This is a genomic window from Corallincola holothuriorum (assembly GCF_003336225.1).
In the GTDB taxonomy this organism is placed as follows: Bacteria; Pseudomonadota; Gammaproteobacteria; order Enterobacterales; family Neiellaceae; genus Corallincola; species Corallincola holothuriorum.
The window spans coordinates 121,847-145,620 of the sequence record NZ_QPID01000002.1 but is presented as its reverse complement, the minus strand read 5'-3'; the positions used below and the strand labels follow the sequence as shown (position 1 = coordinate 145,620).

The window sequence follows — 23,774 nt, the reverse complement described above, 5'->3', positions numbered from 1 at the left end:
AAGCGTTAAAGCTTGAACCGAATGACCACCAGGGATGGCGGGAAATGTCGGAAACGGGTGGCGCAATTCTCGACCCTACGTCCTGCACACAGCGTGCCCGCGCAGCGTTTTGGGTATCGCCGCTCTTGTGCATTAACACACCCCGCGAAGTGTATTGGGTGCCATGCACCTGCGGCAAAGCTCACCCCGCGTAGCGTAGTGGGTGTACGACCGTCAGGGATGGCGGGAATGTCGAAAATGCAGGAAGCAATTTTCGACCCTACATCCTGTACACAGCGTGCCCCGCGCAGCGTTTTGGGTATCGCCGCTCTTGTGCATTAGCACACCCCACGAAGTGTATTGGGTGCCATGCACCCGCGGCAAAGCTCACTCCGCGTAGCGTAGTGGGTATAAAAAAGGTCTGCATTCTTGCTATGAAAGAATGCAGACCTTGAAGGTTGCCGACAACTGTCGGCGTCTAGCCACTTAAAAGCGGATCCTTAGGGCAAGGTGATCAGCACCTCATCCTGTACTTTGGGATCACTCGGCTCTCCCCCACCATACTCCCATTGACTGCCGTCAACAGAGATAGCGCGATAGCCATCGGATAAGCCATCGATATCCCAAGTGGTGACATAAATCTTCACCCCTGCAAGGCTCAGCGGGTTGCCAAGCAACTGACTGCTGAACTGGAAGGTAACAGTGCCCGCATCTAGGTCGGTAACAACCGCTGGCGCAGGCGTCACCGGATCGCCCCACTCATCAGCGCTAGCACCATTGGCACTGTACGCCGCATTGTTCCAGCCATAAGTACGGGTCATCACTTGCCATTGCATATCTGCCGGCACGCTGCCATTCATCTTCGGCATCACAGTGGCGCCCTCACCTTCACCTAAATCGATAAAGATAGTGAAACCCACGTGATCAAAGCCGTTGCTTGGATTCCAGGTGTCAGTCACTTCAGCCATCTTCAAAGTTAGGCTGATATTGCTACCATTGGCAGTGGCACTGGCTTGCAAAATATCTTGTTGCGAGCCAAAACTTTCATCCAGCGGATAAGCGTAGGCCTCGTCATTGGCGGCGTCATCAACACGCACACCAGCAAACGGCACTGTGATAGGGGTAATGTCATCCATGATTTTCGCCTCTGTCGTGTCGCCACCACTATATTCCCACTGACCTCCGTCAGCGCTCAGTGCCCGCGGCGCATCTGATAAACCATCGATATCCCAGGTCGACGCATAGACTTTAGTGTCAGTCCAATCAGAGACCCCCAGTGCCTGGCCATCATAATTAAAGGTGATAGTCCGGGCATCGGCATCCACTTCCACGGTTGGCGCAAAACCTAAATTCTCACCGCGGGTATCGGCATCGGCACCCGTGGTGGAGTACATCAGGTTGTTCCAACCAAAGACGCGATGAGCAAGGTTCCAATCGAAGTCTGTCGGTGTCGCCGAATTCAACTCCGGCAATACGGTCAAGCCCTCTTCGCCCGGTAGATCGAAGAACAGATGCAGGGACGCATGATCAAACCCGTTGGTCGGATTCCAAGTTTGGGTAATTTCGCGCATGGTCAGAGTTACCGCCAGATTGCTGCCGGAAGCGAGCAACTTGACGCTCTCAATGTCTTGTTGGCGGCTAAAACTGGCATCCTGCGGGTAGCCATAGTTACCACTCGGTCCATTATCATCATCCAGCACATCATCTTGGGTGATTTCAACACCGGTCGGAGCGACATCAGCAGTGAAGCTCAACTGACTACTGGCCACATTAAGAGCAACCGCAAACACTTCAACGCTGTGCTGACTCTCTCCGGCGGCAAAGCTCTCCACTGGCAATACCGTTTGCCAACCACCCTCGCTGTCCGCAGTAAAGCTGATAGCGGCGGTGAGATTACCATCTATCACCAGCTGCAACGGCGCAAAGGCTTCCGTTACTGAGCCCGTCAGCAGGATGTTTTCACTCAGCGTTTGCCCCTGAATATCCTCATTAATCAGGATCTGTTCATCACCGGCATCAATATCGCCGGTTTCTGGCGATTGCATCAGGACTAGTGTTGCTCGGGGGGCCAACGGCATGGTCAGCTTGCCCTCAAAGCCGACGGTGACATCTTCACTGTATTCTTCGCCCATCAGCAGGGTCAGCACAGTACCGTTAGGCAAGCCGGTGTCTAAACCATTAAGCAGGGTCTCATTGTCTGCAGAGTTAAAGATGACAAATGCATTGTTGCCTTCGTAGCTCCGCTGGAACGCCAAAACGCCAGGAGCGGCAATGTTGTCTGCCAACAGGGTCATATCACCACGGGTAAAAATTGGATTGCTGGTACGGATCTGCGACAGTTCGGCGATAAAGGTAAACATCTCCGATTCGGTATTGAACTGATCTTCTTCACTGAGATAACCACCAGCAAACATCGCCTGGCGCGGCTCAGTCAAAGCCTGCTCTGTACCTTGCCAAATCACCGGTATACCGGGGATAGTCAGGATCGTCGTTAACGCCTGCTTCAAGCCAGGTAACGATCCTTTCGAGAGAAAACGCGCCACATCATGGTTGTCAACGAAGTTCGGCACGATCCACGGGTTCTGGTACTGACTCATATGTTGCTGCAAGCGATAGCTTAGATATTGGCTAGGCTGACCTTCAGCAAAAACGCGACTCAGTTCAGAGTAAAGCGGGAAACCAATGAGTGATTTGAACTCTGGCTTGTCAGGCGTGCCTTCATAACTTGCAAGCTTCTGCTCGCCATTGTTCATCAATGGATCAGAGGCTTCAAACACTTCTCCGAAGTAGAGAAAGTCACTACGCCCAGTCGCCATTGCAGCCGCTTCAATGCCGTCGGCATCATGAAAGAACTTGTTCCAGAAATCATGATCAACAAACTTGGCAGTATCGACGCGGAATGCATCAACGCCCACTTCAGAGATCCAGTAGTTGTAACTCTGTTTGAGCGCAGCCAGGACGGCAGGATTTTCGGTGTTTAAGTCATCCAGACCAGACAGTTGGTAACCCAACTCCTGAGCGGGATCCTGATAGTCATTAATATCCGGTGTCCAGTGGTAAATGTCCGCAGCCACATGATCGGCATTGTTACGATCATTCTGGTCAAAAGGGGCTTGAATCGGCGCAGTCACCGGCACATTGTCCGGAACAATAAGAAAGTTCTCCGCCGTATCGTCAGGATTGTAAGCACCGTCATAACGGAAGAAGTTACCGGTATGGTTCGCCACGATATCCTGGATCAAATACATGCCATTTTCATGCAGCGCATGGGAGAGGTTTTTATAGTGTTCGAGATCACCGTAATGCTCATCGACAGCCATAAAGTCCCGCGCCCAATAGCCGTGATAACCGGAGAACTGATTGAACGGGTCCCACCACTGGTTGGCGACTGGCGGAGTGATCCAGATAGAGGTCATGCCTAGGGCTTGAACATAATCCAGTTGCGCCTGGATCCCCTCCAGATCGCCCCCACTATAGTGACTTTCCAGGGCCGGATTATAATAGCCAGCCTGATCGTTATTGGTACTATCACCGTCATTGAAGCGGTCAATCATCAAAAAATAGATAATCTGATCACGCCAGTCAGGTGAAGCCACATGCAGATTACGCCCTTCTACACATTCACTTTCGTCAGCGTTAGCCACCATAGGCCAATCACATACCAGCGGCGTATCATCATCGTCGTCGGAACAACCAGACAGCAAAACTGCCGACACGGAGAGTGCAATCAAACTGGGCTTCAACCAGCGTCTATTGATAATCATTATGCTCATCCTAGCAAAGTTATTGATAGACTCCTTGTCCGTACCGGCCGACTAGCGCACAAGGAAGTATTTATTAGCAGGATGGAGAGTAAAGCAAATATGGGTCAAAACGTTGTCATATTGCGACAAAGCTGCTGTCTTTTTGCGCAACATGAAATCGCGCGTGATGAAGTTAACAATTTCGTGGACGGTAGCCCTCGCCAGCATTGTCATCCACCTCAACCCCCAACTGGCTATGGTGTTCAAAGCGCACCCAAGGTGCCGCCCCCGTTGGCAGTGATAGGGTAAATTGCCAGCCAATCGCATCCGATGCTTCAAGGGGAAAGGTATCTGCACGCTGGGTATGACCGCTGATCCAATCATGACTACTGACCACAAGATGCAATTCATCGTCACCATAGCGTGGTGTTAATGCCCGTCCGGTTAATAGCTGCTGACCATCGGCCAAAGTAAACAGCTCCAACGACAATACTGCCAGTTCATGGTCACCCAGCAGGTACCGCTGAGTGGCGCTCACGGTGTAACCACTGCCATCGTTATCATCGATATAAAGCCGGTTGCCAGAGCGAAACTGCAAGCGAAACCGCAGCGGGTCAAATACCGAAATATTCACACTGCTCCAAAGTTCGCGCCCAGGCCCTAGCCAACGCTCAAAACTGGCTGGATAACCACGCCAGATGCCATCAAGATCTTCACACATCACCGAGACATCTTTAGTAAAGGTGATATTACGTACCTCCATCCACACCCGCGCCCCCCGACGACTATTACGCCAGTCGGTCTGCAACAGGTTTTCCGCATAGAGAAAACGGATCGGCAGATGATCTGGCGCCACCTGATGCTGCTTGACCTGCTGGCGATAATCACTGGGCGAACAGCCTTCAAACTGGCGAAACGCACGAATAAAGTTACTCGGCTCGGAGAAACCTAGTTCCAGTGCCAGCCGCCGTACCGAGATGTTGGTATCGGCTAGCTTGGCTCGCGCTTGGCTTTGCCGTACCTCGGTCAACAAGCTGCTATAAGAGACCCCTGCCAGCTTAAGCTGGCGCTGTAAACTACGCCCGGAGATCCCCAACTCGCTAGCCAAACTGTCCACCTGCAATACGCTAGGTAATGCTCGAGACATCAGGCGCTTACAGCGCTCAACCAAGTTTAGCGAAGGGCCCGGATCTTTCAGTAATTGGCGACGGTAGTAATCCAGTAGGTTAGGTACGCGAGGCAGCACATCGGGGTACGCTTGCAGTTTTAATTGATGGCAGATCACCAACTGATTGTGAACGCCTCGTTCACAGCGAGTGATCCCCAAACCTTGCGCCTCCTGCCAACAGTTTCTCAAGACCCAATCCCAGTGCCAAGGATGTTGCTCAGACGATGGAAGGGTGGCAGCGAAGCGCTGCAGTCGCAGATCGACTGCCCGCAACATATGCAGTAACCACAGCGGTAAAGGACTATCACTTTCCAGCCGCATCACCATGCCGCTACCATGGGGGCGAATAGAGATAATGATGCCACTGGCTAGCAGGGTAAACAGACGAGCCCAGGAGTGCAGTCCATGCTCAAGATCTTTCCAGGCCAGCAACTGGTAGTCAGCATGTTGAAGCAAATTATCCAGCGTGTAGCGCCCATGAGTCAGCTCCATCGAGCGCATCGGCAGATGTTGAAAAGCCAACCCTAACTGCTGCTCAACCTCACGCTCTAATCTGTCGTTTTGCTGTTCCCCGCCCACCGTTTTCTCCCGGCCTGTTAACTAAAACTTATTGATTGTTAAGGCAGTTCCTTTGCAGTTGCTAACAGAGGCTTTATAGTGGAAAAGCGATCCCACGGACAGGAACTTAACTCATGATTGTGACCTCGCTACTGCTGGCCAGTCTGATTTCGCCACAACATGCGGCGACACCACAACTAGCTTTGGTGTATGCGGCGCTGGAACGCACGCAACATCAAGTACGCTACGATGGCAGCTATATCGCCATCGACTACCCCAACGGCGATGTACCAGACAACATTGGCGTGTGTACGGATGTGGTGATACGCGCCTATCGGGCGCTGGATATCGACCTACAACAGCGGGTTCATGAAGATATGCAGGCAGAGTTCTCTGCGTATCCATCGAAACGGATCTGGGGGCTGAACAAACCGGACAGTAATATCGACCATCGACGGGTGCCCAATCTACAAACCTTTTTCAGCCGTCACGGCGAAGTTCTGAGCGTCACAGCCGATGCTGGCGATTATAACACCGGCGATCTGGTCACCTGGATGCTGCCCGGCAACCTGCCCCATATTGGTATCGTCAGTGATCAGCGCAGCGCCAATGGCCACCCTCTCATCATCCACAACATCGGCCGCGGCCCCGAAGTTGAAGATATGTTGTTTGACTACCCAATCAGTGGCCATTATCGCTATTAAACTGCGGTACAAGGAATATCAAAATCAACATGGTAGTGCTCATCATGCCTGACCCATGAGCGTTTCTTGGAAAATTCAATATGGCTTGATAAATAGGCGCCGTAGGCAGTCTGGAATAGATGAGGTTGCAGTTCGGGAGCAAAAATGACGCGCCACAACCCATATCCAAGTGCGTTTGCTGCTTTATCTAAAGCCACGATATGTGCCGCCAGCGCCTCATAATCGATAACCATACCGTCATAGACTCCCAGCTGGTCGAACTCGATATTGTAGCCAAATTTATTAAACAGATTGGTTGGTAGATGCACCGAACGTCCTTCGCTATCTCGCACCGGTGTCATAAAGTCAACCGAGAGGCCGTTCATATGGGTCTTATGTGGTCGAAAACGTCCCCCCGATGCAAAACCTGTCTCAGCATATTTGTAAACCTTACTTGGTTGCTCTGTCTCCAACATACGATAAGCAGCAACGACAATATCCCGAACCGCAGAATGAACGTAGCTCCGCCCTGCCAGCCTCGCAATGTTGCTATAAGTAACATAGTTACTTCCTTCAGCCGGAAGCTCCACACCGTTTTCTAGATAGCCATTTGCAGTGGTACCGAAGCAAACGCTCTCAGCTCCCTGCGCAGCAGAAGCGCTCAGGCAACTAACCAAGAGTAACAATCTAAGCATTCCATGCTCCATAAATAAGCAAGACTGAATCGTCTAATCTTCCCCAAAATTAACAGTGTCAGCGAGCAAGGCAACTGCCATTTAGAAGGTCAGTACTTTATCGGCTTGCATTGTCCATTGAGATAGCTCAATCAAGGTGCCGATAGCGACCCCTTTGATCAGTGGCAACTCGCTAATACCACGGGCATCGGTGCAGGTTTTGCACAATTTCACCTCTGCACCTTGCTGCACCAGGATCTCCAACATCTGTTGTATATCATAACCTTCTACCGGTTGCTGTTTGGGCAAAGCCGCGGTCACCGCATCAGACATCATAAACAGACGAACCATCACATCTTCATCGAACTGCTCTTTTAGATTCAGTGCCAAACGCAACGCGTTAAAACACTTTTCCGATCCGTAAGGTGCATCATTAAGGATAAACAGTAGATTTTGCATACTCGTCCCAGTAATTCGATTTGATAGTCAGAATTAAACGTCAGCGCTGCCGATCCGGTCAATGAGAGTGGAGATCTCAGATCAACTGTTCGCAGAATATTGTTATGGCAGCAACATTGACCTGCTTCGCATCGCGATTACACTATTTCACCAAATACTCCTTTTCCAAATCTATTTTTGCAGGTATTGCAATGAAAGCACGCTCCGATGATCTACAACTGCTGCTTAGTGTGGTTGATTGCGGTGGTTTCTCTGCCGCCGCAGAAGCTCTGGATCTGCAGGTTGCCAAAGTCTCCCGAGCGATCAGCCGGCTGGAAAAGCAGCTAAACGTGACGTTACTCAATCGCACCACCCGTCGTGTCGAACTCACGGAGGAGGGGCGACGCTATATCGCGATTGTGCGCAAAGGGTTGGAGCAACTGCAGATGGCTGAAGAGGAGTTGGTCACCGGCGAACAAACCCCGAAAGGTAAACTGCGGGTAGACGCTGCCAGTCCGTTTACCCTTCATCAACTGGTGCCTTTAATTGGCGCCTTTAGCCTCGCCTATCCGGAGATTGAACTGGAGCTGACCTCCCATGAGGGCTACATCGATCTGTTAGAAAATCGCACTGATTTAGCGATCCGCGTAGGTAAATTGAAAGATTCAAGCCTCCATGCCCGACACTTAGGTGACAGTCCCCTGTTTATCGTTGCTTCGCCAGGCTACCTTGCCAGTCATGGCACACCCAAAACCATTGCCGAGCTGAGCGAACACCAAACTCTTGGCTTTGTTGCGCCTAAAGTGCTGAACCACTGGCCACTAGGAGTTGGCGTCGATATCTCCCCAAGCATTACCGCAAGCAATGGCGAGATCGTCCGGCAACTGGTGTTAGCCAGCAACGGTATAGCCTGCCTGTCACGATTTATGGTAGGGGAAGATATTGCCGCGGGGCGACTAGTGTCTCTGCTGGAGAATGAACGGATCAAGGATCACAACCGTGAGCCTATTAACGCCGTGTTTTATAAGACGTCAGCCGTGTCGAGACGGATCTCTGTATTTCTCGATTATATTCAGCCTAGATTGACTTTGTAGCTCAATCACTCAGAGCTATGAATTTTGTATAAAACAGGGCATAAAACCAATAACCAGCCCTCGCTCAAATAAAGTGAGCGTTTTTTAGCCAAACTTGTTTTCTATCAATAAATTACCAAATCATAAATGTCAGTTATATTTACAAAAAACCAAAACACTCCCACCTCTGCTTTTATATCCCTTTGTAAAAAATAGAAAAAAATAAGTCGGCTTGTTTTTTGCACTATTAGCAGCCAACTTTTTGCATAAAAAAATGCAAAACAATAAAACTCCAAAATAGAACATAAGGATTTGATAAAGATGAAGAAGTTCTTTGTAGCACCAGCCCTTTTGTTGGCATCACTTAGCTGCCAAGCGGAGCTTATCGGCTTCGAAGATGGTTTATCACCATTGTTTACCTACTCAGATATAACCTACTCGTCTGACTACTATGGTTACGCTGGCGAAGATGATACCGGCTATAACTCAGTGATCGATTTCACCGGGAGTAAAGCCCACGTTTACAATGGCTACGCAGCCTCGCCGTCTGATTTTATCTGGTCCGATGTAGATGGCAGCTTTGATTTAGGTTCGTTTGTCATCGCTGGCGCTTGGGGCAACCAAACTCTGACCATCGAAGGTTTCAATGATGGAGCGCTACTCTACTCTGAGCTTTTGGATGTTACCCGTGAAGCATTTGAAGCGATCTTTAACTGGAGCGGTATCGATCAGTTCCGAATCAACATCGATCCTAATGGTTATGTACATACAGCAAAAGCATCTGGCAGTGGCCAGCATTGGGCACTGGACAACATCAAGGTAAATGAGTTCGTTTCTAAAGATGTACCAGCGCCAGCAGCCATTTTTCTGGCCATGCTAGCAGGTATCGGATTGCTGTCAGCTCGTCGCCGCTAGGCTAACCAGCGCCAACAGCAAAAAAGGCACCTTAACGGTGCCTTTTTTAATTAGCCATCAGCAATCATCCTATAAGACTTAAGCTACTTCAGCTCAATCTTAATAGTCACAGGACCAATAATACTTAAGTCGACCTTCTGCCCCTCCATCACAGCAGAGGTTTCCAGCTTCATGGTACCGGAAAATTCAACCATCAGATCAACATAGCGAGACAGAGAACGAAATACCCGCCCTTCACCGCCGAAACTTAACTGCATCTCATTGCCGTCGGCATCGAGCGTCGTACCCGTCATCTCCAGTCGCTGCAGCGCAATTAAAGCAGCTTGCTCATTTTGATAATCCACCACATCTAAAAACTTCATCGTGGCACTGCCGTTAGCAGAGAGATAGCTACCGAATCCCATTAACTCTGCCAGTTCTCCGCCCGCAAACTGCCAACTGTCACCAATAGCTAGCAACCCCTCAGGATAGCTGCCAAAACCATCGGTATAGGGCAGCGCTAACTCTTTACTTTGCGCTTCATTCGGCTCCGCGCCCAGCAGTTGCTTATGCCATCTCCCCTGTTTGTATTGGATTAACAGGCTGTGGCCATGAAACACGCCGTACTCTGTTGTTATTTCCAGCTCTTCACCCAAAGATATCTCTGTTTCCACCATATCTTTTTCGACGCTGAGCTTTAGCACCGTAGGCCGTCCTTTCTCTTCGGCCAATACCTCCAACTGTGCGATCTCAACCGATTTTATCGTTGCCAAGCCATTCAGATATTGGCCATCCACATGCAACTTCAGCTGGCCACCGGCTAGGTGCACTCGGCTTTCTGTTGGGATCAGCAGCCCCTCTTCAACACGATCCGCACGTAGGCGGTACTTTTCTTGCGCCGTCGTCGGGCTTACTGACGACGGCTCACCGTGCTTAGTTTTGTCCACGGCTGCGGTTAACGGCTCAGGTCTATCGGCAAAATAGAGCCCAATACCACAGATTAGTAATACACCGCCCAAACCACCTGCCACCGCACGTTTCACCTTTATCGCCGACAGGTGCGCGCCGAGTTGGCCACCAACACTAATAAACAGAAAGATGATCCCCGCCACCACGAGGATGGTGGGGAGCGGTGTTGAAGAGAGAGAGGCGAGTATTTCAGCCATCATGCAGCTCCTTTGCGAAATCAAATCGATATCACTATTTATTTGAAGTTAGCGGAGTTTTTCACTTGTTCAACTTTTGCCCCTCGTTAGCCAGAAAGTTTATTGCTGTAATGGCAAAAATGAGTTGTGACTATCGCTCTTAATCAACAGAAATTAGTCTCTACACTGTCAGCTTCCTATTCCGCTGGAGTGACGCCGATGACCACCGCCCTTTTTAACGCTATTTCGCTGGGAAAACACAGCCTCAGCAATCGCATAGTGATGCCGCCAATGACTCGCTCTCGCGCATCCCAACCCGGTGACGTCGCCAATGATTTAATGGCGCAGTACTACGGCCAGCGCGCCACGGCCGGACTGATTATCAGTGAGGGTACCCAGGTATCGGAAATGGGCAAAGGCTATGCCTGGACTCCCGGTATTTATTGCCAGGAACAGATCGCCGGTTGGCACAAGGTCACCGATGCCGTGCATCAGGCCAACGGGGTTATCTTTGCTCAATTGTGGCATGTAGGCCGTGTCACCCATCCAGATAATATCGCCGGACAACAGCCGATCTCATCATCGGCAATGAAAGCGGAAAACGTGAAAGTGTTTATCGACAATGGTACCGATGAACCAGGCTTTGTTGATGTCGTTGAACCCCGAGCAATGAGTATCGATGAGATCCAACAGGTTATCGCTCAGTTCAAACAAGCAGCACTGAACGCAATAGCTGCGGGCTTCGATGGCATTGAGTTGCATGCAGCCAATGGTTATTTGATCAATCAATTTATCGATTCTGAATCTAACCAGCGCAGCGACCAATATGGTGGCAGTTTGGAGAATCGCCTACGCTTCCTCGACGAAGTGGTCGTGGCGATGGTGGATGCCATTGGCGCCGACAAGGTCGGTGTGCGACTGGCACCGCTGACGACACTCAATGGCACCGTTGACGCTGATCCAGAACAGACTTACACGGCGGCAGCCAAGCTATTGAACGAACATGGCATCGTCTATCTGCACATTGCAGAAGCCGATTGGGAGGATGCACCAGAGATGTCATCCGGCTTCAAACAAGCACTACGCGATGCCTTTAGCGGGGTACTTATCTATGCCGGCAAATACTCAGCGGAGCGGGCAGAGGATGCGATAGAGAATGGCCTTGCCGATATGATTGCTTTTGGTCGACCATTTGTCGCCAACCCTGACCTGCCAAACCGCATTAGGCTTGGTCAACCATGGAATAAGCACAACCCCGACACCCTGTTTGGTGGCGGTGCCAAAGGCTTTACCGATTACCCGCGTTTTAGCGAATAAGCCGAAAAAAAGCGCTGCAATAATCACTGCGGCGCTTAGTCGTGCATTCTTTAAAGTGCCGTAGTTGCTCAAGGTCAGCAGTTTAGGCTAGTCTCGCCTTTCCACCCGCCAAGGCGGATTTAGGCGATTTTCACCGGCCCAATACAGTTTGATTTTGTTGCCGGAAGGATCATGCAGGATCGCCTCACGCCAGAGATAACGCTGGTCGGTGGGCAGCTGTTCAAACTCAATCCCTTTGGCCTGCAACCTTGCCACCCACTCATCTAACGCTTCATGCTCAAAGTAGATAACAGCGCCACTGTTAAACTCTGCTGACTCCACAGCCAATGAAAAAGTTGCGCCGCCCTGTGGGCACTCAAATCGAGCGTAGTGCGGCGTGTCGACAATCTGGGTAAACCCCAAAGTACGGTAAAACTGTGTCGCCATATCCATATCAGACACAGGCAAGGTCACCTGATTTAAATTCATGGCTACACCTTCGCTGCTGACCCGTCTATGACGACGACCTTAATCCCAAGCGATCAATGCGATTTCGCCAGCACCAAGGTATTCGAAAGTAACATTCACCAAGCCACCACTATTGTTCATATCGACCAGTCCATCGCAGTCCACATCGGTAGCGCACTCAAATGGCTGACCAAGAAAGTAGTAAATATCATTGTCGACAGTAAAGGTGGACTCTAACAACTCCACCTCTTCATATGCATATTCAGTGGCTATTTCATCTTCAACACGACTCAACACCTCATCCAGCGAGTAACTGACATCAGAACCATCCTCGGCGGGCTCATCTAGCTTTGTTACCAAAACAGATAGCTCGTAGGTATGACCCCACACATGATTAAAATCTTCAATCTCTTCGTAAAACAACTCTTCGCCACCAAATTCCAACCGCACCAGGCAGAGTCGCTGCGACTCGCCATAACAGGGGGATTGGTAGGAAGCGATAGTGATCTCTTCTCTGGTTGAGTTAAGCGAACTGCCACTGCCGCCACAAGCAACGACTAAAAAACTGAAAAATGCGATGAATAACATCCGTATCGACATAAAAAAAAGTCCCTTGGTTTAATCATAAGTTTAAGTGAGAGCCAAGCGTTCGTTCGCCCAGCTAAAGGTACTGAACTAACTATTTTTGCTTATTTTTCCAATTCGCCCAAGGATCGTATTTACCGTCGGCGGTTGTGCTTTCGTTCGCAGATGATCTGCCCTCAGTATCGCGACCTCGAGAGTGTCGGGTATTCCCGCCACGCCCTTGTGCACGGCCTCTGCCGCCACCAGCTCGGCTGCCTCGCTCCATGCGCCGCTCTTCGGCCCTTTTTGCTCGCCGTTCGTGCATACGCTGGGCGTCCTCAAAGCTAAGAGCTTTCGGCTCTCTTGGTGTTTGTCCTTCTGGCACGACCCGCTCGCGCGGCGGCAAGGCAAACTGCTCATCTGATGCCCGAGGTAGATTCTTAAATTCATACAGATAAAAGGCTTCAACTTTGTGCCGCGCCCACTCTGTCTTCTTTAAAAATTTTTCGCAGGATTCAATGCTGGGATTAGTCTTAAAACAGTTGATGTTGAGGTAGGCATTGATGAGCTGAAAGCCATACTGGTCAACGATCTCCGTCAACAGGGTTTTTAAACCGACGCCATGGAGAGGGTTATTGGTGTAGTTGACGTTATCGCTCATGTTGGCTCTCGGAAAAAGTCGCTAATCTCGACATAATACATTCACCCGCCGAATAGGTCGCGTCTTCTGCTTATCTGATACGTTTTTTTTACGCCTCTCGCTTATTCGCTCAGTAATTCGCATCCCCCAAAGAACAACTTCACGACCAACGCTTCATTCGATGCTCCTTGGCCAGATGACTTATATCTGCCTTCACGCGCGTCACTCTTGCGCTGCCGATGGTAAAACAGGCAAAGCCAATCTGAAGATTATCCATCTTACCCCAGCCAAAACGCCAACCATCAGCGATTGTGACTTCGGCTCAAATGGCGCTCGTTACTGTTGTACTTTGCGACAAGCAACAAAGATATTCATCCAATGCGTCTTGCGTTTGCGATAACACGCTACTTGCGGTCAATGTCAGCGTCGTACGGATCGGCACCCCCGCCTGATCAAGCATTCTCGCCACCCAGCTATTGCAAGTGTTAGTCATGTAGTAATTGCCTTCGCCGATATAAAACCAACTGCGGCCATAGAGGCCTGGGCGGGTTTTAGTTGGAGCTCCATGCTTATTTTTAGCAAAGCTGGCAGCGATACCATCCAGCAGATGCTCAATAGCCTGGTGCGAGAGTTTCAGTTCAATCACTTCACTCTGGGGAAAATAACTCGCTGGCTCGGTTGGCAACGACACCACATGCATCACGCTCTCGGTAGGCCAGAAAATGGCCTGCACAGTAAGGCCGGAAGTGATCTCCTCCGCCTGATAGAAACCTTTATCACCCCAGCCAAATTCAAAATAATTCGCATTGGGCAATTGTTGTTGCAGAAAGTCGAATTTAGCACCAAGCAGATGGCTAGGCACAACAATCCCAGTATGCCAACCATGGCCAACCACATAAATCGATGTGGGGATCTCATCGTGTTCCGGCAGATAGCGCCACGAGTTAGCGGTACAGCCACCAATAAACAGTGTGAGTAACAAAACGAGTTGCAGGCGTATACCTTCACCAAGATAAGACAACAACGGCTGCTCTCCTTGCAAGCAGTTAAAAATTTCAGGCTCGACAGCCCGGCGATACTCAGTAGTAACGCAGCAAACCGCTAGATGGGGCTAATGAGTCACCTTTACTAAAGTACGCTATTGAACACAATCTTACGAAATTGAGCCGCCCAAAGGAGGATGGTAAGCGCAAAAGAGTTGACTGGTAGCTGGGGCGCAACGGCAATTACACGACATTTACTCGGTATGAACAAGAGAGCGCTACACAGGAGTCATTGGCTTGGGGTGCCACACTCATCATCCGCTAAAGCGAACCGGCGATAACCCCCAGCAAGTCGCTCAGCCCGTTCTATGCAGCGCCATTCTGATAGTGATACACCACCCGCGAGGTAACATTGCACAGCAGCTCATAGCCTAGGGTGCCAGACAGCGCGGCGATCTCATCTACTGACAGTTCGCTGCCCCACAATACCACTTCATCACCTTCGCTAATCTCTGCATCACCGATATCAACGGTGATCATATCCATAGAGACTCGACCCACGATCGGGTAACGCACGCCGTTAATTAATACCGGAGTTTGGTTAGGGACATGGCGGGGATAACCATCACCATAACCCATGGCGACAACGGCCAAGCGCGTGTCTTGCTCTGCTGTCCAGCTGGCACCATAGCCGACCGCACCACCGGCTTTTAGATCTCGCACAGCGATCACCCGTGATTTAAGGGTCATTGCCGGTTTTAGACCTAACGAGGCAGCACTGCGCCCTGCAAAGGGGCTGGCACCATACAACATGATGCCGGGGCGTACCCAGTCACGTTGCGCTAGCGGTTCATTGATAATGGCAGCGGAATTAGCCAGAGAGCATAAAGGTTGTTTAGATAGGCCTTGGCAACACCGTTGAAACTCAGCTAGCTGTGCTTGGGTTTGACCGGTTTCAGGCTCATCGGCACTGGCGAAATGGCTCATCAAAACGATCTCGTTGACCGATGGCGTTTGCAGCAGACGCTGATAAAAATGCTGAAACTGCTCCGGCTCCACACCTAAGCGATGCATCCCGGTATCAACTTTCAGCCAAACAGTGACCGGCTGATGCAGATGCGCCCGTTCCAAGGTTTCAAGTTGTGACAAACTATGGACACCGAGCTGACAGCCGTGGGCAGCAGCCACCCCCAATTCACCGGGATCAAACACTCCTTCAAGCAACACAATAGGCAGTTCAATACCGCCCTTGCGCAGTTTCAACGCTTCTTCTAATCGTGCCACAGCAAAGGCGTCGGCCTGTTCCGCCAAGGCTTCCGCCACAGCCAATGCACCGTGGCCGTAACCATTGGCCTTGATGACCGCCAATACCTGACTATGGGGAGCATACCTACGCACCTGCGCCATATTGTGGCGCAAGGCATCGAGATCAATAACAGCGTGGGCGGTGAGCAAGTGTTACAGCTCCTCTGGCTGAGGGCCTGCGTAATTGTCGAAGCGCGAAAAGTGGCCTTGGAAAGTAAGCCGCACACGACCAATAGGGCCATTACGCTGCTTACCAATGATGATCTCTGCGGTCCCTTTATCAGGACTGTCATCGTTGTACACTTCATCACGATAGATAAACATAATCAGATCGGCATCCTGCTCAATCGCACCCGATTCACGCAAGTCGGAGTTCACCGGCCGTTTGTCGGCCCGTTGCTCCAATGAACGGTTTAACTGAGACAGCGCGATCACTGGCACGTTCAACTCTTTCGCCAGCGCCTTCAAAGAGCGCGAGATCTCCGCGATCTCCAAGGTTCGGTTTTCACTCATGCCCGGCACCTGCATAAGCTGCAGGTAATCGATCATGATCATACTTAAACCACCGTGCTCGCGGGCAATACGCCGCGCTCGGGAGCGCACTTCGGTGGGCGATAAACCGGAAGAGTCATCGATATACATCTTCCCCTGTTCCATCATCATCCCCATGGTCGAGGAGATGCGCGCCCAATCTTCATCTTCCAACTGACCCGTACGCACTCGGGTCTGATCGACGCGGCTAAGGGAGGCTAACATACGCATCATGATCTGATCTGAGGGCATCTCTAACGAGAAAATCAGCACCGGCTTATCATTCATCAATGAGGCGTTTTCACACAGGTTCATCGCAAACGTGGTTTTACCCATGGAAGGACGGGCAGCAACAATAATCAGATCCGAACCTTGGAAGCCACTGGTCATTTTATCCAGATCAGAGAAGCCCGATGACACGCCGGTAATACCGTCGTGGGGGTTATTAAACAGCTCTTCGATTTTGGAGACAGTTTTGCCCAAAATCGAGTTCAGATCCTGCGGGCCCTCGTCACCCTTATTGGCACGACGTTCAGCAATGGCAAACACCTTCGACTCTGCCAAGTTCAACAGTTCGGCGCTATCGCGACCTTCGGTGTCAAAACCCGCTTCTGCGATCTCATTCGCCACGCTGATCATTTCGCGGACCACAGCACGCTCGCGAACAATCTCGGCGTAGGCGTTAATATTGGCGGCACTGGGAGTGTTCTTGGCCATCTCTCCCAGATAGGCAAAACCACCCGCTTCTTCCAGCAGGGTTTCATTTTCCAGCGTTTCGGAGATGGTCAACAGGTCAATGGGCTGGCCGGTTTCCACCAGACGCGCCATCGCTTCAAAGATAAGACGGTGCGAACGCTGATAAAAGTCAGCAGAGCCAACGCGCTCGGAAACACGATCCCACGCTTCATTGTCCAGCATCAGGCCGCCGAGGACAGACTGCTCTGCTTCCAGCGAGTGCGGCGGCACTTTCAGTGCCTCTACTTGCCGATCACGTTTGAAGTCTTTACGAAAGTCGCCTTTCATCGCCGACGTCGGTTTCATCGCCATGTGCTTTACAACCTGCTTTTATGGGGTCGGCTATTATCACCCATAGTGGGGGGCGAGATAAAGCAGGTATATCTAATCTGGATCACGCGAGGTTTTAAAAGCCGATTATTCACCTTATCAACTGCGGTATACTTCCCGTCAGGCTGTGACTTAGCCACTCCAGAGAGAAAACTAAAAAAAAGATAGGATCCAAGATGAATAAGGGCGTGATTATCGGTTTGAGCATAGTGCTGTCAGCCTGTGCATCTACCACCCCCGAGTCAGATAGCAGCAATACGCTCGCTCCACCGAGCAAGGTGACCCAAGCGGCACCGCCAACACTGTCCCCCGGCGCACCTCTGACATTAGAGCAGATCATGGCGCATCCAGACTGGATGGGAAACAGCCCGGTATCACCACACTGGGACAGCAACAGCAAGCAGATCTATTACCAACAGAAGATCGCCGGTAGCGAACAGTACCAACTGTTGCAGCACTCACTAACCGAGACTGGCAATGGCCAGATGATTCCGCTAGGCGAGCAATACAAGGTGGGTCATGGCACCGGGGTAACCAACGCAGATAACAGCCACCGCGCCTATATCTGGCAAGGTAATCTACTGCTGGAAACACTGAGCGATGGCAAGATAACGGTGCTAACCCAGAGCAGTGAACAAGATGCAGCACCACAGTGGTTAAACAGTGGCTTGTTAGCATTCCAACGTGGTAGTAACTACTTTTTTGTAGATATTCACACTGGCCATATTCGCCAATTAACTGATCTGCGTTTAGAGGAACAACCCGAAGCGGTGCCTGAGCCAGCCGATCATATAGCGCGTGAACAGCACAAGCTGATCGCTTATGTGGCTTTGAAGCAGCAGCGCGCCGCGGAAAAAGAAGCTCACCAAAAAGCTCGGCAGGCAGCCGATCCAACCAGCAATGTGTCACCCGTTTATCTGGGTAAAGATCAACGTATCGTTGCCAGCAGCCTCTCTCCCAGCGGTGACAAAATCATTCTGGTGCTGCAAGCCGTACAGTCACCGATGGAAGGCAATATTATGCCTAACTACATCACAGACGATGGTCGCATTGAGAGCGTCAAGGTGCGCGCCCGCGTACATGACGAAGTGGCTCCCCAAAACCAGTTTATGTTGCTTGACCTCAGCAACAACGAAATCGAAAAACTGGATACCAGCCTGCTACCTGGATTGGGAGATGACGTACTCGCTGCCGTACGCAAAGAAAACCAGCAACGCTATGGCGATGATTATCAGCCACCAGAGGAAGATAAGGGACGCAACTTGTCATTGATCGACGACTGGTACTGGTCGCAGTCTGCCATTCAGTGGAATAACTCAGGTTCTGAAGTGGCACTGATGCTCACCACATGGGATAACAAAGACCGTTGGTTAACCCGTCTGGATTGGCAAAACAAGCGCTTAGACAGTGTTCATCACCTCCGCGATGAAGCCTGGATTAATTATAAGTTCAATAGCTTTGGCTGGCTCAACACCCGCGACGATCTTTACTTTTTGTCGGAACAGAGTGGCTATTCACAACTCTATCTTGTTACCCCAGGTAAGCGGGCAAAAGCACTAACCAAAGGTGAATTTGAGGTTGATGAAATCACCCTCACTAAAGACGATGGCTACATCTACTTTCAAGCCAACGTTAAGCATCCAGGAATTTACGAGATATACCGCGTCGCTCTGACTAATGGCAAGGTGGAGGCGCTGACCAATTTGGCAGGCAATACTCACTACTTGCTAAGCCCGGACGAGTCACTGTTATTACTGACTCATTCAAAGTTGTCGCAACCTAATGAGCTTTATCTGCAAGCCGCAAAAGCGGGTGCCAAAGCGAAACGACTCACCCATACGGTCAGCAAAGCATTCAGTGACTATCCATGGACCATCCCCGATGTCGTGGCAGTGCCTTCCAGCCATACTGAGCAGCCGATTTATGCCAAGGTGTATTACCCCAAGGGCTACGATGCCAGTAAAGCGAACAAGTACCCTGCGGTGATCTTTAATCATGGCGCTGGTTACCTGCAAAACAGCGATCTAGGCTTCTCCGGCTACTTCCGAGAGTTCATGTTTCACAGCATGTTAGCGCAACAGGGCTACGTGGTGATGGATATGGATTATCGCGCTTCTGCCGGTTATGGCCGCGACTGGCGTACGGCGATCTATCGCGATATGGGGCGTCCAGAAACTGAAGATCTGGCCGATGGGGTGGCGTGGATGACAACCCATGCCAATGTCGACAAGCAACGTGTAGGTACTTATGGCGGCAGCTACGGCGGCTTTATGACCTTTATGGCGCTATTCACTCAACCGGATCTGTTCCAGTGTGGTTCAGCGTTGCGTCCCGTCAGCGACTGGGCTCACTACAACTACGGCTATACCTCAAACATCCTGAATACGCCGCAGATTGATCCATTAGCATACGAGCGCAGCAGCCCAATATACTACGCCGAAGGCCTGACTAAACCCTTATTGATTAACGCACCCATGGTGGATGACAACGTATTCTTTCAGGATGTGGTTAGGTTAGTGCAACGACTCATTGAGCTTGAGAAAGAGGATTTTGAAACCGCCATCTACCCGGTAGAGCCACACGGTTTCCGTCAACCTTCCAGCTGGCTGAATGAGTATCGCCGGATCTATCACCTGTTTGGCGAATGCTTAGCCACTAAGTAGTCATTATTGCATTAGCAAAAGTCACCGTCTTCGGTGGCTTTTTCGTCGTATGCCATACATCAGTGATTGAGACTGACCAAGGCGAACAGGCGCTCTATCGCACCTATTTTCGCGACTGTTGCAACGCCTCTATTTCGCCCCACAGAGTCTCGGCCTCAGCACTGATCATCGAATAGCTCATGATGTCGCCGCGACGCTGTGCCAACATTGCTGACTCCAACATGCTGTTGTAGCGCTTTTTCATTCGTTTAACGGGGTCTGGTCGTAAAAAATTAAGCATAACGGGCTCCTCGCTTGGTCATGACTTGATATACGCAAGCAAACCCGTTCTGGTTCATTGCGGTCAAAACATGAGCCTAATACAGAAGGATGACGTTTTTGTTACGCTGCAGATATGTTCAGGGGGGAGAGCAAGTCACAGCGCGGGAGCGAATTCATAACCAAGAATCCACTCCAACGCGAGACAAAAGCGGCTAACTAGCGAACCAGGTAAGCGTAAGCCGCAGCAAAGGCATGCTCTTGGAACTGCTTCAATCCGGTCGCTTTAAAATCGACAGGCATCGGATGACGCTTAATGGTTTCTTTAATCTCGGTTGCTGAGATCAGATCAACGCCGAGGCTTTCAATTAACTGGATGGTCGCTTCCAATTTAAAACTAACTGCGCCACCGGCGAACTTACCTTTAGTGATGCGCTCCTTAATCACCACATGGCTGACTTTGTAGTCTTCCATCAGCTTGGCAAAAGCAAACTGAAACTTTCGCACCTCTTCGGTGGTGGTGGATTTGGAGATAGCTAAACGGGTAGTGCGGCAATCAGGGATCTCAAATAACCCTTGCTCCAAAGACATCAAACACAAAATGGCTTCGCTGCCCTTCAACTCAACACCGCATACTTTCATCTGACACCTCAATTCAACTTCGACGAGCGAAGGAGTGTAAATACACGCCTTTAATGCCGCATAGTGTATGTGAATTTGAGGCGTTACGCAGAATTTTAGCGATAGTCGTAAAGATATTTCAGGTCGCGCTTACTTCCAGCCGTTTTGCCACCGGCGATTATCGTAAAGCTCCTGCCAATCAACGCTGACCTCATGGTGAGAACCAACCTCTTCCATGGTGCAAAATTCAATGGCCCCCGCTTCATCCATCACCACATCTGTCACCACGTAATGATTTCGGCGCCGTCCGGAGCCAACCGCGGTCCATTTGGTCATACGTAACTTTTCAGGGTCAAAGCTGTTCATCAAAAGATCCTCCCCTACATATATTAGCTCAAGCTGACACAACACGATGGCTGTCATACCTGATAATTAAACGTACAGTGAGATCATCTGGATCAATTTAACCAAACTCGTTTGGCAGGAATCGGAAGGGGAAACAAAAATCAGCGCAGTGAGTCAGCCGCTCAGCCAGAATGCCGCTTAAACAGCGAACGTTTCTGCCAGTGGGTGCCATCATAATCCCGGGTGGTGGTCGCCCCTTGGTTGATCCACAAGGTATGGCGATTAAACATCAGATCGGGTGCGTAATGGTTGGCTAAAATTGCTTTCGGGTAGTGGCGCCATGCTGCATGCTTACGTTTGTCGGTCGCTTCCAATAAAAAGGCCTCACCCTCGTTAAAAGCAACCACCCAAGCATGTCCCTCATTGCGGTATTTACCCATCACGACGCGGGCATCGATACCACTTTCAATCAACCAATCGGCCAACAGCAACGCATGATCTTCGCAATCACCACGGGTATATAGATAGGACTGTGCCGAATTCTGCCATAGATCTTGTTTACGATACTGTTGGCTATCTAACTGATAAGTTTTACGACTGGCCACGGTATACAACGGCACCCATAACTTATCCGTCACAAACGGCGCATACCCCACCAGATAGCTGTTCACAAAATGATGCCGATTGTCTAATCCCTGCGCCGTGGCGGTGCTGTAGCCGTCAGCTTCAAAACGCCAGAGATAAGTGGCCTCTGCGCTATTTCCCGCTTGCCGCATTTGTGCGCTGATATCGTCCTCATAGATCCGCCGACCATTGCTTAACACCTGTACCTCTCCGCGCTGACGACGGCTATCGAGCAGATCTGGTGGGATAGTGCTGACAGCCAGCTCCATCTGTTGTCCTAACTGACGGGCGAAATGGCTATCCAGACTAGTTGCGCCGTTTGGCTGCCACCAGACAATGCCGCAGCAGATCAACAGCAGCGCTAGCAATGGCCAATAATCTTTCATCGAACGAACTGTGCCATTAGCCTACGATTTCAATCCAAATGAGATGATCAAAGCAACAAACAGCAGAATAGTCGAAGCAAAAATAGCTACCGCGACATTACCCTCCTTCAACTCCTGCTCAATATCGATGTTTTTGAGCAACTTACTGTCGATAAAACGCAGCGCCATCACCCCCACCAGCAAAGAGACCAAGGTGTAGATCAGATTGATCGCCAGATTAAAAAATGTCGCTGCCAGAAATTCACCACCCATTACCACTCCTTAGTTTACACCTGGACTTCCCAGCTAACGCATTGAATATCCATTGTAATTATCATTGGGGCATTTCGAATGCCGTTCATTAAACCTTACCGGCAGCCATACACCAAGCGTTAAGCTCACACTTCATTCAGTGCGAAATAGAAAACACGCTGATAGTACAAAATAACAACCATTTACAATTTGTTAACTTGTTATCGGTTTTGTCGCGTTATTATGTAAAGGACTTAATTTGGACGATACTGGCTTATGAACAAGAAATGGTTGAAATGGGTGGTTCCACTGGCAGTACTTGGTGCAGGTGCAGCAGGTATGATGGCGATCGGTGCCACAGCGCAGAAATCGGAAGAAACAGCCGCCGTAGACACTCGCCCCACGGTCAGTATTCAAACCCTAGAAGCTATCGACTTCCAAGTAAAAATAGCCAGTTACGGTGAAGTGAAGCCGTTAGAAAGCACCATGCTTGCTGCACAGGTTTCTGGCGAAGTAGTCAATTGGAATCCAAATTTCACTGCTGGCGGCTTGGTAAAACGCAACGACATCCTGTTCAGTATTGAGAATGATAACTACGAGGTAGCCGTGCTGCAAGCCGAGGCTAATTTGAGCCGTGCCCGCGCCGCACTGATCGAAGAGCAAGCCAAGTCTCAAGTGGCACAAACCGAAGCGAACCGGATGAAAGACCGTAAGGTCTCCGACCTTTACCTGCGTAAACCGCAAGTGATGAGTGCCAAAGCCGATGTACAATCCGCCGAAGCTGCGCTAAAGCTAGCCCGCCGCGATCTGGAGAACTGCGAAGTTCGAGCACCTTATGATGCCTTGGTGATCGAACGGGATCTGGGTGCTGGCCAATTCGTCAATGTTGGCGACAAGGTTGGCGAGTTAAGCAGCATCGAAAGCGCCGAAGTGGTGTTCCCTATTCCTGGTTTTGACAGTGCTTTCCTACCTAACGAACTGACAGGGCGCATCGCCACAGTGATGACCAAAGGACGTATGCCGGTCGTTCGCCAAGCCACCATTGATCGCGACCTCGGCATTGTCGATAACGCCACCCGCATGGGGCACCTTGTCGCCCGTATCGATGATCCATACAGCCTCAACAGTGACGCTCCGAAGCTGAAGTTTGGCAGCTATGTTGAAGTGGCCTTCGATGGCATCGTGCTATCAGGGGTTTATCAGGTATCACAAGATCTGATCAGCAATCGTACTGCTTGGCTACTCGACGCAGAGAATAAATTACAGCCGGTGCAGGTCGATGTACTCAGAGAAGAAGGCGAAACCTTCCTCGTTAGCGCCGGACTCAACGATGGCGACAAACTGGTACTGACACTACCCGAATATCCCCAAAAAGGGATGGAAGTGAAGCTCAGCGAGACCGCAGTAGCTGCGGTTGCCAAGGCGGAATAAAGGGGCGA

General features: G+C 50.5%; 22 protein-coding genes. 6 read left to right on the top strand and 16 right to left on the bottom strand.

Annotation, left to right across the window (positions count from 1 at the left end; translation table 11 throughout):
• Positions 1–479 precede the first annotated feature (479 nt).
• Together DU002_RS03625 and DU002_RS03620 are read right to left on the bottom strand one after the other, a co-directional pair.
• Positions 480–3,743 (bottom strand): alpha-amylase family glycosyl hydrolase, encoded by a 3,264-nt coding sequence (locus DU002_RS03625; protein WP_158537951.1) that lies wholly within the window; start codon positions 3,741–3,743, stop codon positions 480–482.
• 172 nt (positions 3,744–3,915) lie between these two features.
• Positions 3,916–5,469 carry a helix-turn-helix transcriptional regulator gene (locus tag DU002_RS03620; protein WP_114336999.1) on the bottom strand — a complete coding sequence of 518 codons (1,554 nt, stop codon included), beginning with the start codon at positions 5,467–5,469 and terminating at the stop codon, positions 3,916–3,918.
• Between the two features lie 113 nt (positions 5,470–5,582).
• Between DU002_RS03620 and DU002_RS03615 the strand changes: the two genes are divergently transcribed.
• Entirely contained in the window at positions 5,583–6,152 is a 570-nt protein-coding gene (locus DU002_RS03615) for a DUF1287 domain-containing protein (protein ID WP_114336998.1), read from the top strand.
• Here the strand turns inward: DU002_RS03615 and DU002_RS03610 are convergent.
• Together DU002_RS03610 and DU002_RS03605 are read right to left on the bottom strand one after the other, a co-directional pair.
• Complete coding sequence (locus DU002_RS03610; protein ID WP_233496408.1) at positions 6,149–6,826, bottom strand: penicillin-insensitive murein endopeptidase; 678 nt, start codon at positions 6,824–6,826, stop codon at positions 6,149–6,151. The genes DU002_RS03615 and DU002_RS03610 overlap by 4 nt on opposite strands.
• An 81-nt stretch (positions 6,827–6,907) precedes the next feature.
• A complete protein-coding gene (locus DU002_RS03605; protein WP_114336996.1) occupies positions 6,908–7,264 on the bottom strand; it encodes a DsrE/DsrF/TusD sulfur relay family protein in 357 nt (118 codons plus the stop codon).
• Positions 7,265–7,455: 191 nt separating this feature from the next.
• Here DU002_RS03605 and DU002_RS03600 point away from each other — a divergent pair, with 191 nt between their 5' ends.
• Both DU002_RS03600 and DU002_RS03595 read left to right on the top strand, forming a co-directional pair.
• Positions 7,456–8,337: a LysR family transcriptional regulator gene (locus DU002_RS03600; protein WP_114336995.1), complete on the top strand. Its 882-nt coding sequence runs from the start codon at positions 7,456–7,458 to the stop codon at positions 8,335–8,337.
• A gap of 300 nt (positions 8,338–8,637) precedes the next feature.
• Positions 8,638–9,231, top strand: coding sequence for a hypothetical protein (locus tag DU002_RS03595; protein ID WP_114336994.1), 594 nt, complete (start codon positions 8,638–8,640; stop codon positions 9,229–9,231).
• Positions 9,232–9,314: 83 nt separating this feature from the next.
• On the opposite strand, the gene DU002_RS03590 is transcribed toward DU002_RS03595, so the two are convergent.
• Positions 9,315–10,379: an MntP/YtaF family protein gene (locus tag DU002_RS03590; protein WP_147271762.1), complete on the bottom strand. Its 1,065-nt coding sequence runs from the start codon at positions 10,377–10,379 to the stop codon at positions 9,315–9,317.
• 195 nt (positions 10,380–10,574) lie between these two features.
• Between DU002_RS03590 and DU002_RS03585 the strand changes: the two genes are divergently transcribed.
• The gene (locus DU002_RS03585; RefSeq protein ID WP_114336992.1) at positions 10,575–11,672 is read left to right on the top strand and encodes an alkene reductase; all 1,098 of its coding nucleotides are present in this window, start codon (positions 10,575–10,577) and stop codon (positions 11,670–11,672) included.
• 87 nt (positions 11,673–11,759) lie between these two features.
• Here DU002_RS03585 and DU002_RS03580 read toward each other — a convergent pair whose 3' ends face one another.
• From DU002_RS03580 to dnaB, 6 genes are all read right to left on the bottom strand, one after another.
• On the bottom strand, positions 11,760–12,140 hold the full coding sequence (locus DU002_RS03580; RefSeq protein ID WP_114336991.1) for a VOC family protein: 381 nt from the start codon (positions 12,138–12,140) through the stop codon (positions 11,760–11,762).
• A 39-nt stretch (positions 12,141–12,179) separates the two neighbouring features.
• Positions 12,180–12,719, bottom strand: coding sequence for a DUF4377 domain-containing protein (locus tag DU002_RS03575; RefSeq protein WP_114336990.1), 540 nt, complete (start codon positions 12,717–12,719; stop codon positions 12,180–12,182).
• Between the two features lie 79 nt (positions 12,720–12,798).
• The gene (locus tag DU002_RS03570; protein ID WP_114336989.1) at positions 12,799–13,344 is read right to left on the bottom strand and encodes a VF530 family protein; all 546 of its coding nucleotides are present in this window, start codon (positions 13,342–13,344) and stop codon (positions 12,799–12,801) included.
• Between the two features lie 301 nt (positions 13,345–13,645).
• A complete protein-coding gene (locus DU002_RS03565) occupies positions 13,646–14,347 on the bottom strand; it encodes a TIGR02117 family protein (protein ID WP_158537950.1) in 702 nt (233 codons plus the stop codon).
• A gap of 325 nt (positions 14,348–14,672) precedes the next feature.
• Positions 14,673–15,761 (bottom strand): alanine racemase, encoded by a 1,089-nt coding sequence (alr, locus tag DU002_RS03560; protein ID WP_114336987.1) that lies wholly within the window; start codon positions 15,759–15,761, stop codon positions 14,673–14,675.
• A gap of 3 nt (positions 15,762–15,764) precedes the next feature.
• On the bottom strand, positions 15,765–17,165 hold the full coding sequence (gene dnaB / locus DU002_RS03555; RefSeq protein ID WP_114337375.1) for a replicative DNA helicase: 1,401 nt from the start codon (positions 17,163–17,165) through the stop codon (positions 15,765–15,767).
• A gap of 218 nt (positions 17,166–17,383) precedes the next feature.
• Here dnaB and DU002_RS03550 point away from each other — a divergent pair, with 218 nt between their 5' ends.
• The gene (locus DU002_RS03550) at positions 17,384–19,870 is read left to right on the top strand and encodes a S9 family peptidase (RefSeq protein ID WP_114336986.1); all 2,487 of its coding nucleotides are present in this window, start codon (positions 17,384–17,386) and stop codon (positions 19,868–19,870) included.
• A gap of 103 nt (positions 19,871–19,973) precedes the next feature.
• Here the strand turns inward: DU002_RS03550 and DU002_RS03545 are convergent, their stop codons facing one another.
• From DU002_RS03545 to DU002_RS03525, 5 genes are all read right to left on the bottom strand, one after another.
• A complete protein-coding gene (locus DU002_RS03545) occupies positions 19,974–20,150 on the bottom strand; it encodes a DUF6435 family protein (protein ID WP_114336985.1) in 177 nt (58 codons plus the stop codon).
• 197 nt (positions 20,151–20,347) lie between these two features.
• Entirely contained in the window at positions 20,348–20,770 is a 423-nt protein-coding gene (locus DU002_RS03540) for a DUF3010 family protein (RefSeq protein WP_114336984.1), read from the bottom strand.
• A 129-nt stretch (positions 20,771–20,899) separates the two neighbouring features.
• Positions 20,900–21,115, bottom strand: coding sequence for a TIGR02450 family Trp-rich protein (locus tag DU002_RS03535; RefSeq protein ID WP_158537949.1), 216 nt, complete (start codon positions 21,113–21,115; stop codon positions 20,900–20,902).
• 161 nt (positions 21,116–21,276) lie between these two features.
• Positions 21,277–22,104: a transglutaminase domain-containing protein gene (locus DU002_RS03530; protein ID WP_114336982.1), complete on the bottom strand. Its 828-nt coding sequence runs from the start codon at positions 22,102–22,104 to the stop codon at positions 21,277–21,279.
• 21 nt (positions 22,105–22,125) lie between these two features.
• On the bottom strand, positions 22,126–22,356 hold the full coding sequence (locus tag DU002_RS03525) for a DUF350 domain-containing protein (RefSeq protein WP_114336981.1): 231 nt from the start codon (positions 22,354–22,356) through the stop codon (positions 22,126–22,128).
• Between the two features lie 255 nt (positions 22,357–22,611).
• Here DU002_RS03525 and DU002_RS03520 point away from each other — a divergent pair, with 255 nt between their 5' ends.
• Complete coding sequence (locus DU002_RS03520; RefSeq protein ID WP_114336980.1) at positions 22,612–23,766, top strand: efflux RND transporter periplasmic adaptor subunit; 1,155 nt, start codon at positions 22,612–22,614, stop codon at positions 23,764–23,766.
• Positions 23,767–23,774: the final 8 nt, after the last annotated feature.

Coding starts and splice junctions, on each gene's coding strand:
- DU002_RS03600 (WP_114336995.1), top strand. CDS start 7,456: ATGAAAGCACGCTCCGATGATCTACAACTGCTGCTTAGTGTGGTTGAT.
- DU002_RS03530 (WP_114336982.1), bottom strand. CDS start 22,104: ATGAAAGATTATTGGCCATTGCTAGCGCTGCTGTTGATCTGCTGCGGC.
- DU002_RS03610 (WP_233496408.1), bottom strand. CDS start 6,826: ATGCTTAGATTGTTACTCTTGGTTAGTTGCCTGAGCGCTTCTGCTGCG.
- DU002_RS03590 (WP_147271762.1), bottom strand. CDS start 10,379: ATGATGGCTGAAATACTCGCCTCTCTCTCTTCAACACCGCTCCCCACC.
- DU002_RS03545 (WP_114336985.1), bottom strand. CDS start 20,150: ATGCTTAATTTTTTACGACCAGACCCCGTTAAACGAATGAAAAAGCGC.
- DU002_RS03615 (WP_114336998.1), top strand. CDS start 5,583: ATGATTGTGACCTCGCTACTGCTGGCCAGTCTGATTTCGCCACAACAT.
- DU002_RS03535 (WP_158537949.1), bottom strand. CDS start 21,115: ATGAACAGCTTTGACCCTGAAAAGTTACGTATGACCAAATGGACCGCG.
- DU002_RS03550 (WP_114336986.1), top strand. CDS start 17,384: ATGAATAAGGGCGTGATTATCGGTTTGAGCATAGTGCTGTCAGCCTGT.
- DU002_RS03585 (WP_114336992.1), top strand. CDS start 10,575: ATGACCACCGCCCTTTTTAACGCTATTTCGCTGGGAAAACACAGCCTC.
- DU002_RS03525 (WP_114336981.1), bottom strand. CDS start 22,356: ATGGGTGGTGAATTTCTGGCAGCGACATTTTTTAATCTGGCGATCAAT.
- DU002_RS03580 (WP_114336991.1), bottom strand. CDS start 12,140: ATGAATTTAAATCAGGTGACCTTGCCTGTGTCTGATATGGATATGGCG.
- DU002_RS03605 (WP_114336996.1), bottom strand. CDS start 7,264: ATGCAAAATCTACTGTTTATCCTTAATGATGCACCTTACGGATCGGAA.
- DU002_RS03575 (WP_114336990.1), bottom strand. CDS start 12,719: ATGTCGATACGGATGTTATTCATCGCATTTTTCAGTTTTTTAGTCGTT.
- DU002_RS03540 (WP_114336984.1), bottom strand. CDS start 20,770: ATGAAAGTATGCGGTGTTGAGTTGAAGGGCAGCGAAGCCATTTTGTGT.
- dnaB (WP_114337375.1), bottom strand. CDS start 17,165: ATGAAAGGCGACTTTCGTAAAGACTTCAAACGTGATCGGCAAGTAGAG.
- DU002_RS03595 (WP_114336994.1), top strand. CDS start 8,638: ATGAAGAAGTTCTTTGTAGCACCAGCCCTTTTGTTGGCATCACTTAGC.
- DU002_RS03625 (WP_158537951.1), bottom strand. CDS start 3,743: ATGATTATCAATAGACGCTGGTTGAAGCCCAGTTTGATTGCACTCTCC.
- DU002_RS03520 (WP_114336980.1), top strand. CDS start 22,612: ATGAACAAGAAATGGTTGAAATGGGTGGTTCCACTGGCAGTACTTGGT.
- DU002_RS03570 (WP_114336989.1), bottom strand. CDS start 13,344: ATGAGCGATAACGTCAACTACACCAATAACCCTCTCCATGGCGTCGGT.